The organism is Rhizobium sp. R693, assembly GCF_002211315.1.
GTDB lineage: Bacteria > Pseudomonadota > Alphaproteobacteria > Rhizobiales > Rhizobiaceae > Rhizobium.
Map to the genome: position 1 here is coordinate 15642 of NZ_LOKY01000013.1, position 13755 is coordinate 29396.

General features: G+C 59.7%; 10 protein-coding genes. 6 read left to right on the forward strand and 4 right to left on the reverse strand.

Going from position 1 to position 13755, the window contains the following annotated elements; translation table 11 throughout:
- Positions 1–3 precede the first annotated feature (3 nt).
- Positions 4–1476 (reverse strand): NAD(P)H-hydrate dehydratase, encoded by a 1473-nt coding sequence (locus ATY79_RS14435; RefSeq protein WP_088704232.1) that lies wholly within the window; start codon positions 1474–1476, stop codon positions 4–6.
- A 342-nt stretch (positions 1477–1818) separates the two neighbouring features.
- On the opposite strand from ATY79_RS14435, the gene ATY79_RS14440 reads away from it, so the two are divergent.
- From ATY79_RS14440 to hspQ, 3 genes are all read left to right on the forward strand, one after another.
- The gene (locus ATY79_RS14440; protein ID WP_015339877.1) at positions 1819–2157 is read left to right on the forward strand and encodes a P-II family nitrogen regulator; all 339 of its coding nucleotides are present in this window, start codon (positions 1819–1821) and stop codon (positions 2155–2157) included.
- A gap of 57 nt (positions 2158–2214) precedes the next feature.
- On the forward strand, positions 2215–3624 hold the full coding sequence (gene glnA / locus ATY79_RS14445) for a type I glutamate--ammonia ligase (protein ID WP_088692742.1): 1410 nt from the start codon (positions 2215–2217) through the stop codon (positions 3622–3624).
- A gap of 154 nt (positions 3625–3778) precedes the next feature.
- The gene (hspQ, locus tag ATY79_RS14450; RefSeq protein WP_016553964.1) at positions 3779–4108 is read left to right on the forward strand and encodes a heat shock protein HspQ; all 330 of its coding nucleotides are present in this window, start codon (positions 3779–3781) and stop codon (positions 4106–4108) included.
- 115 nt (positions 4109–4223) lie between these two features.
- On the opposite strand, the gene ATY79_RS14455 is transcribed toward hspQ, so the two are convergent.
- A complete protein-coding gene (locus ATY79_RS14455) occupies positions 4224–4883 on the reverse strand; it encodes an invasion associated locus B family protein (RefSeq protein ID WP_088692743.1) in 660 nt (219 codons plus the stop codon).
- A 267-nt stretch (positions 4884–5150) separates the two neighbouring features.
- Between ATY79_RS14455 and ATY79_RS14460 the strand changes: the two genes are divergently transcribed.
- Positions 5151–6956, forward strand: coding sequence for an extracellular solute-binding protein (locus ATY79_RS14460; protein WP_088692744.1), 1806 nt, complete (start codon positions 5151–5153; stop codon positions 6954–6956).
- 92 nt (positions 6957–7048) lie between these two features.
- On the forward strand, positions 7049–7720 hold the full coding sequence (locus tag ATY79_RS14465) for a DsbA family oxidoreductase (RefSeq protein ID WP_088692745.1): 672 nt from the start codon (positions 7049–7051) through the stop codon (positions 7718–7720).
- A gap of 6 nt (positions 7721–7726) precedes the next feature.
- Here ATY79_RS14465 and mfd read toward each other — a convergent pair whose 3' ends face one another.
- Both mfd and ATY79_RS14475 read right to left on the reverse strand, forming a co-directional pair.
- Entirely contained in the window at positions 7727–11233 is a 3507-nt protein-coding gene (gene mfd, locus ATY79_RS14470) for a transcription-repair coupling factor (RefSeq protein ID WP_088692746.1), read from the reverse strand.
- Positions 11233–11547 carry a succinate dehydrogenase assembly factor 2 gene (locus tag ATY79_RS14475; RefSeq protein WP_088692747.1) on the reverse strand — a complete coding sequence of 105 codons (315 nt, stop codon included), beginning with the start codon at positions 11545–11547 and terminating at the stop codon, positions 11233–11235. The genes mfd and ATY79_RS14475 overlap by 1 nt, the downstream gene beginning before the upstream one ends.
- 92 nt (positions 11548–11639) lie before the next feature.
- On the opposite strand from ATY79_RS14475, the gene recG reads away from it, so the two are divergent.
- A complete protein-coding gene (recG, locus tag ATY79_RS14480) occupies positions 11640–13745 on the forward strand; it encodes an ATP-dependent DNA helicase RecG (protein ID WP_088704209.1) in 2106 nt (701 codons plus the stop codon).
- The last annotated feature ends 10 nt before the right edge of the window (positions 13746–13755 follow it).

Genomic DNA, 13755 nt, shown 5'->3' on the forward strand with positions numbered 1-13755 from the left:
CCGTCAGAGCGGACGTACCTGCGTCGCCAGTTCTTCCGCCGTTAGCCCTTTGCCTGCCCGCGTCCCGGCCTCTCCATGCATGTAGACGCCGGCAGAAGCCGCCTCGAAAGCAGGTGCACCCTGGGCCATCAGTGCTCCGATGATCCCCGCCAAGACATCTCCGGAGCCTGCGGTAGCAAGCCAAGCCGGCGCGTTGGTGTTGACGTAGGCTCTACCGTCGGGTGCGGCGATGACGGTATCAGCGCCTTTGTAGACGATCGCGGCGTTTGCCCGCGCCGCTGCAGCCCGCGCCTTTTCGATCTTTCCCATGGCTGCGTCGGCGGCAATATCGGGAAACAGTCGGCCAAACTCGCCTTCGTGTGGCGTAAGCACGAGCCGCGGTTTGCCGGAAAACTGGGAGAACAGCTCGTCGGGGGCATCTTTGAACGAGGAAAGCCCATCGGCATCCAGCACCAGATGTCGCTCGGAAAGTGCGGCAACGAATTGACGTGCCTTTTCTCCGACACCGAAGCCAGGGCCAATAACGAACGTCTGCAGCCGCTCGTCATGCAGCCAATCGCGGAGAGCGGCCTCGTCGTCGATCGGATGCAGCATAATCGCCGTGAGATGAGCCGCATTCTCCCCGACGGCGTCCTCGGGCGCTGCGATTGTTACAAGCCCTGCCCCGGCCTTCAGTCCCGCCATAGCAGACATCCGCGCGGCGCCGGTCTTGCTCGCTTCGCCGGAAAAGACGACGAGGTGTCCACGCTTATATTTGTGTGTCTCAAGTCCGCCTGACGGCAGCGCCTGGCGCCAAAGTTCGGGCCGGTTCTCGGCGATCTGCTGTTTCTTCTCGGCGCGGATGATGCGCCCGGGTATGCCGATATCGAAGACTTCCAATTCGCCACAGAGTTCCCGCCCCGGCATCAAGAGATGGCCGGGCTTCCGCGTCATGAAAGTGACGGTCCGATTTGCGGCAAATGCCGCCCCTCTGACTGTTCCGGTGCGACCATCGATGCCGGATGGCAGGTCGACGGCAATCACCGGCACAGAAGTCCCGTTTACCTGTTCGATCACATCTCGAACACTGGCCGGAACATCGCGGGCAAGGCCAGCCCCAAAGAGGGCGTCGATTACCACATCGCCGCTCCGAGGCTGATAGGACTCAAGTGGCTGCGTGGCTGTTGGGAAATTGTCCCTGGCCCGGGCGGCATCTCCCTTGAGCCTCGCCGGTTCCCCCATCTGGAATACGTCTACGGTAACGCCGCTGTCAGCCAGGTGGCGCGCGGCAACATAGCCGTCGCCGCCGTTGTTGCCAGGCCCGCAAAGAACGGCGGCGCGACGGACGGCAGGAAAATCACGCAACAGAGCGGCTGCGACTGCGGCGCCCGCTCGCTCCATAAGGGCATAGCTGTCGATACCGGACGCGGCGGCAGCCGCATCGACTGCGGTCATTTCTTCCGGAGTGAGGAGCAGCTTGGAGATTTCCTCGGTCATCGCCGCATTCAAACAGAAATCGCCTAAATAACAACCGGTTCGTTGATTGTCGCAAAGGGCAACAAATAGGCAAATGCATAAAAAGAAGGCTGCGCGTGCGTTTCGTTGGGGATTATTAGTGCGGGCAAATATTTCTGAAAATGACCCAGATTTGCGTCTGCAGCATCGATTTTTGAAAAATCTTAGCCGAAAATCCAGGATAATTCCCAAGATTGTGGGCTTTTGCGTGCGATCGGGCTCGATTTTCGAAAAATCCGCTTCCCAACTGGCACGATAACTGCATCATGACGGCAAGCAGGTTTGAGCCTGCGATTAACGGGAGAAGCGGAGAGTCATTTTCTCATGAAAAAGATCGAAGCGATCATCAAACCCTTCAAGCTCGACGAAGTGAAGGAAGCCCTTCAGGAAGTCGGTTTGCAGGGCATTACAGTTACGGAAGCGAAGGGCTTCGGTCGCCAGAAAGGCCATACGGAACTTTACCGTGGCGCGGAATATGTCGTCGATTTCCTGCCGAAGGTGAAGGTGGAGGTCGTCCTCGCGGACGAAAACGCGGAAGCTGTGATCGAGGCAATCCGCAAGGCCGCCCAAACCGGTCGTATCGGCGACGGCAAGATTTTCGTCTCGAATGTGGAAGAAGTTATCCGCATTCGTACCGGCGAAACCGGTATCGACGCGATCTAATCTTTATCGCCTTCCGGCGAGCCAAAGTATCGTCATCTCAAATAAAGGAACTATTTAATGGCGACCGCAAGCGAAATTCTTAAGCAAATCAAGGAAAACGATGTAAAGTTCGTGGACCTGCGCTTCACCGATCCGAAGGGCAAACTGCAGCACGTCACCATGGACGTCGTCTGTGTCGATGAGGACATGTTCGCTGATGGCGTCATGTTCGATGGCTCCTCGATCGCTGGCTGGAAGGCCATCAACGAATCCGACATGGTGCTGATGCCGGACCCGGAAACGGTTCACATGGACCCGTTCTTCGCACAGTCCACCATGGTTATTCTCTGCGATATTCTCGATCCGGTTTCCGGCGAAGCTTACAACCGCGATCCGCGTGGTACTGCCAAGAAGGCTGAGGCTTACCTGAAGGCCTCGGGCATCGGCGACACGGTCTTCGTTGGTCCGGAAGCTGAATTCTTCGTCTTCGACGACGTGCGCTACAAGGCTGACCCGTATAACACCGGCTTCAAGCTCGACTCCACCGAACTGCCGTCGAACGACGACACCGAATATGAAACCGGCAACCTCGGTCACCGTCCGCGCGTCAAGGGTGGTTACTTCCCGGTTCCGCCGATCGACAGCTGCCAGGACATGCGTTCGGAAATGCTGACGGTTCTGTCCGAAATGGGTGTCGTCGTCGAAAAGCACCACCACGAAGTGGCGGCTGCCCAGCACGAACTCGGCATCAAGTTCGACACGCTCGTCCGCAACGCCGACAAGATGCAGATCTACAAGTACGTCGTGCACCAAGTCGCGAACGCCTATGGCAAGACGGCAACCTTCATGCCGAAGCCGATCTTCGGCGACAACGGCTCGGGCATGCACGTCCATCAGTCGATCTGGAAGGGCGGCAAGCCGACCTTCGCCGGCGATGAGTACGCGGGTCTCTCCGAAACCTGCCTCTACTACATCGGCGGTATCATCAAGCACGCCAAGGCGCTGAACGCCTTCACCAACCCGTCGACGAACTCCTACAAGCGTCTCGTCCCGGGCTACGAAGCACCGGTTCTGCTCGCCTACTCGGCGCGCAACCGCTCGGCATCGTGCCGCATTCCGTTCGGCACCAACCCGAAGGCCAAGCGCGTCGAAGTTCGCTTCCCGGATCCGATGGCAAACCCCTACCTCGCCTTCGCCGCCATGCTGATGGCAGGCCTCGATGGCATCAAGAACAAGATCCATCCCGGCAAGGCCATGGACAAGGATCTCTACGATCTGCCGCCGAAGGAACTGAAGAAGATCCCGACGGTGTGCGGCTCGCTGCGCGAAGCGCTGGAAAGCCTCGACAAGGACCGCAAGTTCCTGACCGCCGGCGGCGTGTTCGACGACGACCAGATCGACAGCTTCATCGAGCTCAAGATGGCAGAGGTCATGCGCTTTGACATGACGCCGCATCCGGTCGAGTACGATATGTACTATTCGGCTTGATCATCAAGAAACGAAGCCCCGGCTTGGCCGGGGCTTCGCCTACCGCTGTCATGGCTGCCGAGGGCGGATATGACACTCATGTGACGAGATCCCGCACAAATCTTGATTTGAGTGGGGCCAATCACCAAATCAGGTGATGAAAGGAAGTCGTACCATGAAAGAAAGAGTAGCAAAGTTCAGTATCGGCGAAGTGGTTCGGCACAAGGTGTTTCCATTCCGTGGCGTCATCTTTGACGTCGATCCGGAATTCGCGAACACGGAAGAATGGTGGAACTCGATTCCCGCCGAAGTGCGCCCCAGCAAGGATCAGCCCTTCTATCATCTGCTGGCCGAGAATGATGAAAACGAATACGTTGCCTACGTGTCCGAACAGAACTTGGTCAACGACGAGAGCGGTGTTCCGCTCCGCAACGAGCAGGTCTACCAGATCTTCGATATGGCACCGACGGGGCAGTTCAAACCCAAGATGAGCTTCGCCCACTAACGTCCACTGCCGTCATTCAAAAACCCCGCTTCCGGCGGGGTTTTTCTTTGCCTGGATCACGCAACAAAAAACCCGGCGCAGGGCCGGGCTCTTCGAGAATTCCGATGGCTCGGAATTACTGGGCCTTGGCAGCCTTCTGGGCTTCTTCGAGCTTCTTGCGTGCTTCGTCAGCCTTCTTCTGCATACTGTCCTGCAGGCTCTTCTGGCTTTCGGCGAGCTTGGAAGCAGAAACCGGTTCGCCATCAAATGCGCCGGTGAAGCCTTCGAGCGAGATCTTGATCGGGTTCGGCGCGCGACGGAAGTTGATCGAGGTCAGAACCAGATCAGTGCCTTTTTTCAGGCTGGCGACCATGGCGTCGGTCAGCGGGATCTGGGCGACGCAACGGTCGGGCATGCACATCAGGTAGTCGATCTTCTGGGCCTTGCCGCCGTCAATCTGCAGCGCCACGCCTGGCGGGATCAGACGGGCCGGCGGCACCGAGACCTGAAGGCTCTTGTTGTTGATCTTGCCCGAGACACTGATGAGGCCAACGCCGGTGACGAGCTGGCCACCGCCTGCGAGAACGACGTTCTGGACGACGCACACGTCATTGTCTTCCTGCTTGCTGCAGGTCTTGTACCAGCCGAGACGTGGGGCGCCGGCAGCCGTGGCGGGAGCGTCGGCGGAGGCCGCCGCATCCTGCGCGAAGGACGACACGGGAGCTGCTGCAGCACCGAGCATCACTGCCAGAACGGACAGGGCCGCCCGCGTTTTGTTTTCAGCCTTGAACATCATAACGAATTCCGTCTCCTGAAATCCCTTAGGGACGACAACGTGCCATCCTCACCAACAGGGTTGTTCGCATTCCACCTCTTAAAACAATGAGGCAAATGCATGACCCCCCGACTTCGGGTTCCCCTGTTACATCGCGTCGCGTGAGATATCCAGTGTTTCTTTGACCTTTTCGGGGTCATCCGAAAGAATTCGGCGCGGATGGTGAACTGCGGTGGCTGCGTGATAGTCTTGCGCCGAATCGTGCCGTTCCCGGAAAGGACCTCAACGATGCTCCGGATCGTTCTCCCCGTCATTTTCACCTTGGTTGGCAGTGCAGCTCTCGCAGAGCCCGTGCATGGCATCGCGATGCATGGTGAGCCGGCCCTACCCGCCGATTTCAAGCACCTTCCCTATGTCAATCCCGATGTGAAAAAGGGCGGGAAGATCAGTTATGGCGTCGTCGGCACCTTCGATAGCCTCAATCCCTTCATCCTGAAAAGCATGCGCACGACGGCGCGCGGCATGTGGGACCCGGAATACGGAAACCTTGTCTTCGAGACACTGATGCTGCGCTCGCGCGACGAACCTTTCACGCTCTACGGGCTGCTGGCGGAATCCGTTGAATGGGACGAAGACCGGACCTTTATCGAGTTCAATCTCAACCCCGCTGCCAAATGGTCTGACGGTCAGCCGGTGACACCCGATGACGTGATTTTCACGCTCAATCTGCTCAAGGAGAAGGGCCGCGTTCCCTTCAGCACCCGGTTGAATGCCGTTGAGAAGATGGAGAAGGTCGGAGACCACGGCGTTCGCTTCACCTTCAACGACAAGGCCGATCGCGAATTCCCGCTGATTCTCGCCGGATCGACGCCGATCTTGCCGAAACATGCCATCGATCCGGAAACATTCGATCGTTCGTCGCTCACGCCTCCGGTGGGATCCGGCCCCTACAAGATCAAGTCCTTGAAGCCCGGCGAAAGCATCACGTTCGAGCGCGATCCCAACTACTGGGGCAAGGACATTCCGGCCAAGGTCGGCCTCGACAACTACGATCAGATATCGGTCCAGTATTTCCTGCAGGACACGACACTCTTCGAGGCCTTCAAGAAGGGTGACATTGACATCTACCCGGACGGCAGTCCCGTCCATTGGACAAGCGCCTACAACTTTCCTGCTGTCACATCAGGCAACGTCGTGAAGGACACGTTCGAACCGAAGCTGCCGAGCGGCATGTTTGGCTTCGTCTTTAATACTCGGCGACCGGTCTTCGCCAATGTGAAGCTTCGCGAGGGACTGTCGCTGATCTTCGATTTCGAATGGGCGAATAAGAACCTCTTCTCGAATGCCTATATCCGCACCCAGAGTTTCTGGCAGAACTCCGATCTGTCGAGCTTCGGGGTGCCAGCTGACGAACGCGAACTGAAGCTTCTAGGGTCGATCAAGGATCGAATCGATCCGGCGATTCTGGACGGAACCTACAAGCTTCCGGTGACGGACGGATCGGGCCGCGATCGCAATGTCCTGAAACAGGCGGCCGCGCTCCTCAAGGAAGCAGGTTATACGATCAAGAATGGCAAGATGAGCGACGCCAGCGGCCGGCCGCTTACTTTCGAGATCATGACTCAGAACACCGATCAGGAAAAACTTGCCGTTTCCTATCAGCGTTCACTGCAACTCCTTGGCATTGGCGCGACGATCCGCACGGTCGACGATTCACAATATCAGAGCCGTACGAACAGCTTCGACTACGACGTCATCGTGAAGTCCTACACGTCATCTCTGTCTCCCGGCATCGAACAGTTGGGACGATGGTCTTCCGGCGCCAAGGAGCGCGAAGGCACTGACAACTTCGCCGGCGTTGCCGATCCCGACGTCGATACGCTGATCCAGCACATCCTTACGGCACGCTCGGCCGAAGACTTTACGGCAGCGGTGCGTTCTCATGATCGCATGCTGTTGTCGGGGCACTATGTCCTGCCGCTTTACCACGTTGATCAGCAATGGGTTGCCCGTAGCAAGCGCATCGGTCATCCAGACACCGTCCCGCTCTACGGCTATCAGTTGCCGGCGTGGTGGGATCAGAGCGTGCAATAGGAAGTTCCTTTTTCCTGCCTGGTTGAAGTCGCCCGCCGCAGGGCCTAGATGGCGGGAAGGTTTCGATTTCAGGAAGAAAAAAGGAAAAGCCCATGGAACGCATTACCATCGACGTTGTCTCTGACGTCGTCTGCCCGTGGTGCTATCTCGGCAAGGCGCGGCTTGAGCTTGCGATCGCTGAAGTTCAGGACGAGGTCGGTGTGGACATCAACTGGCGCCCGTACCGCCTCAACCCCGATTACCCGCCTGATGGCGTCGACCAGAAGAAGGCGCTGGAGCAGAAGCTCGGCGGTCCCGAGCGCGTCGCTCAGGGGCACAAGATGCTGAGTGAGCTTGGTCGTGAGGTCGGCATCAACTTCAACTTCGACGCGATCAAGATCGGTCCGAATACGCTGGATGCCCATCGCCTGATCCACTGGGCGATGGTCGAGGATCGCGAGAAGCAGGACCTTGTCGTCAATGCCCTGTTCAAGGCGAATTTCGAGGAAGGCCGCAATGTCGGTGACCATGCCGTTCTGCTCGATATCGCGGAGAAGGCTGGCATGAACCGTGCCGTCGTCTCCTCCCTGCTGGCGTCCGACGCCGACAAGGACCTCGTAATCGCTGAGATCGAGGCCGCGCAGAAGATGGGAGTGAACGGTGTCCCCTTCTTCATCTTCGATCAGCAGTACGCCGTCAGCGGCGCGCAGACGCCTGATGTGTTGGCGGGCGCGCTTCGAGACATCGCCAAGGCGAAGGCGGAAGCGCGCGCCGGCATGAATTGAGCGTCGTTACACCTTCGCCATTTCCGCAAGTTGCGTCATGATAACGGCTGCGCCCTGCAGCCGCTTTTCCGGCGTTGGCAGGTCGCGTGTGAGGAACACGCTCTGGTCCGGCCGGATCTTCGCCATGGTCCCCTGTTTGGCGATATAGCCAACCAAGTTAGCGGGGTTCGGAAACTCCTTGTTGCGGAACTGGATGACGATGCCTTTCGGGCCTGCATCAAGCTTCTCCACGTTGGCGACGCGGCAAAGCGATTTCACGTACACGATCTTCAGGAGGTGCTGGACCTCGATCGGCATCGGGCCGAAGCGATCGATCATTTCGGCGCCGAAGGCATCGATTTCCTTCAATTCCGTGATCTCGCCGAGGCGGCGATAGAGTGCCATACGCAGGTGCAAATCAGGCACATAACCATCTGGAATCATAACTGACGTGCCGACCGAGATCTGCGGCGACCAGCCGGTATCCTGGATCTCATCGACGCCCTTCACCTCGGCAACCGCCTCTTCGAGCATTTGCTGGTAAAGTTCGAAACCGACTTCCTTGATATGGCCGGACTGCTCTTCGCCGAGCAGGTTTCCTGCGCCGCGGATGTCGAGGTCGTGGCTGGCAAGCTGGAATCCGGCGCCGAGCGTGTCGAGCGATTGCAACACCTTGAGACGGCGCTCGGCCGTCGCCGTCAGGACCTTGTTGACGGGCAACGTGAACAGCGCAAAGGCTCGCACCTTCGAACGTCCGACGCGGCCACGCAGCTGATAGAGCTGCGCCAGACCGAACATGTCGGCGCGGTGCACGATCAGCGTATTGGCCGTCGGCACGTCCAGCCCCGATTCCACGATGGTCGTCGACAGCAGTACGTCATAACGGCCCTCGTAGAAGGCATTCATAATGTCCTCAAGCTCGCCGGCCGGCATCTGGCCGTGCGCGACCGCGACCTTCAGTTCTGGTACGTCCGACCGCAGGAAGGCATGCACGTCTTCGAGATCGGCAAGCCGCGGGCAGACATAGAAACTCTGGCCGCCACGATAATGCTCGCGCATCAGTGTTTCGCGGATGACGAGCGAATCGAATGGCGAAATGAAGGTGCGAACCGCCATGCGGTCGACCGGCGGCGTCGTGATCAACGACAACTCGCGCACCCCTGTCATCGCCAGCTGCAGCGTGCGCGGGATCGGCGTCGCCGAGAGTGTCAGGACGTGGACGTCGCTTTTCAGCTCCTTCAGGCGCTCCTTGTGCTTGACGCCGAAATGCTGCTCTTCGTCGATGATCAGCAGTCCGAGATTGGCAAACTTGATCCCGGCGCCAAGAAGCGCATGGGTGCCGACGACAATATCCGTCTTGCCGTCTGCCACTTCCTTCTTCGTCAATGCTAGGTCCTTCGAGCCGACGAGGCGTGAGGCCTGCTGGATGCGCACAGGCAAGCCGCGGAAGCGTTCGGAGAAGGTCTTGAAGTGTTGGCGCGCCAGCAAGGTGGTCGGCACGACGACAGCAACCTGAATGCCGTTCATCGCCGCAACGAAAGCAGCACGAAGCGCCACTTCCGTCTTGCCGAAGCCGACATCGCCGCAAACGAGGCGATCCATCGGCCTGCCCGCTCCAAGGTCGGAGCGCACAGCCTCGATGGCATTATCCTGATCCTCTGTCTCGTCGTAAGGGAAGCGGGCGGCGAACTCGTCGTAAAGCCCTTCCGGCGTCGTCAGCACAGGCGCATGACGCGTCAGGCGTTCGGCGGCGATGCGGATCAGTGCATCCGCCATATCGAGCAGCCGCTTCTTGAGTTTGGCCTTGCGCATCTGCCATGCGCCGCCGCCGAGCTTGTCGAGCTGCGTTTCCGTCCCCTCGCCGCCATAGCGCGACAGGAGATCGATGTTCTCGACCGGCAGGAAGAGCTTCGCCTCGTCTGCGTATTGCAGTTCAAGGCAGGCATGCGGTGCACCGGCCGCTTCGATGGTTCGCAGGCCTACAAATCGGCCGATACCATGCTGTGCGTGGACGACGACCGAACCCTCGTCGAGCCCGGCAACCTCGGAGATGAAATCGGCAGCGCGCTTGCGCCGCTTCGAACGCCGCACCATACGGTCGCCGAGAATGTCCTGTTCGCCGATAACGACGAGATTGCCGACTTCAAATCCCGATTCGAGACTGAGCACGCCGGCCGCCGCCTCGCCCTTGGCAAGGCCGTCGATCTCCTTCAGCGCACCGACCGGCTTCACGCGCTCGAGCCCGTGTTCGTTCAGCACCTGCAACAGACGCTCCAGTGAGCCTTCCGTCCAGGCAGTAATCAGCACCTTCGCGCCAGAGGAGCGCTTGTCGGCAATGTGCTTTACGACAGCGTCGAACACATTGATGCGCTCGGCATTGCCGCCACCCTCGGCATTCGAGCGCGCCCAGCGCTCGCCTTGGCGAGCGTCTAGATTGATCACGCGCCGCGCCTCTCCCTCGTGTTCGTTGAAGGGGGAAATGCGCATCGCATTGAAAGCATCGAGCGTGTTGGCGAAAGTCTTTCCGTCCAAATAGAGCTGGCCGGGCGTCACCGGCTTGTAGGGCGTTCCCTGCGCCATCTGCCCCTTGGCGGGCTGCCCGGAATTTAGGCGTGCGTCATAGTAGTCGAAGACGAGTTTGGAGCGTTCCTCAGCGGCCTGGCGCACAGTATGATCGGTGACCATCCGGAAGCCTCTGAGATAGTCGAACACCGTCTCTAGCTTCTCGTAGAAGAGCGGCAGCCAATGCTCCATGCCAGGATAGCGCCGCCCCTCCGATATGGCGAGATAGAGTGCATCGTCGCGAGTCGCCGCGCCAAACGAGGAGAGGTAATTCTTCCGGAAGCGGCTGATCGTATCGGGCGTCAGCGTCACTTCGCTCATCGGGTTCAGGTCGAGAGAGCGGACCTGCCCTGTTGTGCGCTGGCTTGCCGGATCGAAGCTGCGGATGCTTTCCAGCGTGTCGCCGAAGAAATCGAGGCGAACGGGTTCCTCGGAACCCGGCACGAAGACGTCGAGAATGCCGCCGCGCACAGCATATTCGCCGACCTCGCGAACCGTTGCGACGCGGTCGAAGCCGTTGCGTTCCAGGCGCCCGGCAATATCGTCCATCCGCACGGTGTTCCCGGGACGGGCCGAGAAGGCAAGGCTTTCGATAATCTCTTGAGGAGCGACTTTCTGCAGCATCGCATTGACGGTCACCAGCACGATCGCCGCGTGTGGTTTCTTGTGATGCGCGATCAGACCGCCCAGCGCCGCGAGACGGCGCGCCGACGTGTCGGCGCTCGGCGAAACGCGGTCGTAAGGGAGACAGTCCCAGGCCGGCAAGGTGAGGACCGGGATCTCGGGCGCAACGAAGCCGAGCATCTGCTCGAGGTCCACCATCCTCTGGCCATCGGAAAGCACATAGGCGACTGGCTCTCCTGCCCTTGCCAGATCGGCCAGCAACAGAGCCTCCATACCTGTCGGCACGTTGCCGATTGTCAGCGGCTCGGCGACGGCTGACAGCTTCCTTGCGTCAAAACCTGAGGTCATTAGGCATTCCTGGGCAGGGCGTCGGCTGGATATTCGAAATCGGGCTTATAAGCGGTAAGGCGTGCAAACATTGGCGTCTGGAAACGCTCGGGTACCGGCCATGTTCCCATGATCCAGCGTACAAGATCGTTGTCCTCTTCGGCCATGATGGTTTCGAACTCGTCGAGTTCGGCCTCCGACAGGGTGGCGATCTCCTTTTCGGCGAACTGCCCGAAGACCAGATCCATTTCGCGGATACCGCGATGCCAGCAGCGAAAGAGGATTCGGCGGCGGCGCGGATCAAGATCGGCGCTCGAGAGTGACACACCCGTCATGGCTTTACCTTCCTGTTGATGCGCCTCTATAGACCCTCGAAAGCGGCTTGTCAGCCTTGCCAAGGCCGCATTGTTCATCGCATTTTGCCGCCATGCGCCCAGCCATTCTCGATCCGCTGTTTTCGCCAGTTTCCGCTCTGCCCGGTGTCGGTCCAAAGATCGCCGAGCTGCTGGTGAAGCTGCTGGGGCGCGAAGCGCCTGACGATACGCGCGTCGTTGATCTGCTGTTTCATGCGCCGCATTCTTTGATCGATCGTCGAAACCAGCCGGGTATCGCCCGCGCGCCGCAAGGCGCCATCGTGACTGTCACAGCACGCGTCGATCGCCATCAGGCGCCGCCGCGGGGCAAAAGCAACGTTCCCTATCGGGTCATGCTGCACGACGAGACCGGTGAACTGACGCTTGTCTTCTTTCGCGGCCAGGCGGCATGGCTGGAAAAGCAGCTGCCATTGGACGAGGAGGTAACCGTCAGCGGCAAGATTGACTGGTTCAATGGCCGCGCCTCAATGGTTCACCCTGATTACATCGTGAAGGCCAGCGAAGCCGAGAACCTGCCCCTCGTCGAGCCGATCTACCCGCTCACAGCAGGGCTTTCGCCGAAGACACTGCGCAAGATCATCGAAGCGGCACTGCCGCGCACGCCGGAACTGCCGGAATGGATCGACCTGGCCCTCGCGCAGAAACAGGGCCTACCCTCGGTGGCAGACGCTTTCCACGGGTTGCACGAGCCACATGATCCCTCGGATATTGATGCGCAAGCCCCTGCTCGCCGCCGCCTTGCCTACGACGAATTCCTGGCCGGCCAGCTATCCCTAAGCCTGGTGCGCCAGCGACTGCGCAAGGTTGCCGGCCAGCCTGTTCATCCGACCGGAAAGATCAGCGCCCAGATCCTGCAGGCTCTGCCGTTCTCACCGACCAACAGCCAGAATACCGCGATTGCCGATATCCTGAAGGACATGGCCGGCGAAGACCGCATGCTGCGTCTGCTGCAAGGTGACGTCGGCTCCGGCAAAACGCTGGTCGCGCTGATGGCAATGGCGGCGATCATCGAAAGCGGCGGCCAGGCCGTTCTCATGGCCCCAACGGAAATTCTAGCCCGTCAACACCACGCGACGATCTCCAAATTTGCCGCTTCCGCGGGCCTCGGAATCGAGGTTCTTACCGGCCGCACCAAGGGTCGTGAACGCGAAGACATCCTCGAAAGGATCGCATCCGGAGAGGCGCAGATCATCATCGGTACCCATGCCCTCTTCCAGGATAGCGTCAACTACCGCAACCTCATGCTGGCCGTTGTCGACGAGCAGCATCGCTTCGGAGTCCACCAGCGCCTCCGGCTGACGGCGAAAGGCATCACGCCCCACATGCTCGTCATGACGGCCACTCCCATCCCGCGAACGCTCGTGCTTGCCGCCTTCGGCGACATGGACGTCTCCAAGCTGACGGAGAAGCCCGCCGGCAGGAAACCGATACAGACGATTACTATCCCAGCTGAACGTACCGGCGAGATCGTCGGGCGTCTCAAGAGCGCGCTGGCGGAAGGCAAGAAGGCCTACTGGATCTGCCCGCTCGTCGAGGAGAGTGAGGAGAGCGATCTGATGTCTGTCGAGGAGCGCCATGCAATTCTCGTCTCGTCTCTCGGTCCCGGCATCGGCCTGATCCACGGCCGTATGAGCGGCCCGGAAAAGGACGCCGTGATGATGGCGTTCAAGAACGGCGAAATCCGCCTTTTGGTCGCAACAACAGTTGTGGAAGTCGGCGTCGATGTTCCTGATGCAACAATCATGGTGATCGAGCATGCGGAGCGCTTCGGCTTGGCGCAGCTGCATCAGCTTCGCGGACGCGTGGGGCGCGGTGACGAGGCTTCGACCTGTATTCTGCTCTACAAGGGGCCTCTTGGCGAAACAGCTCATGCCCGTCTCTCGATCATGCGTGAAACCGAAGACGGCTTCCGTATCGCGGAGGAAGACCTGAAGCTGCGCGGCGAAGGCGAGTTGCTCGGCACGCGCCAGTCGGGAACCCCAGGCTTTCGCATCGCGAGCCTTGAGGCACATGCCGATCTGCTGGAAATCGCCCGCCGCGATGCGGCCTATCTGATCGAGCGCGATCCGGAACTTACCAGCGAGCGCGGCAAGGCCGTACGTACCCTGCTCTACCTATTCCGTCGTGATGAGGCGATCCGCTTCCTGCACGCAGGGTGAAGCCGAGCCC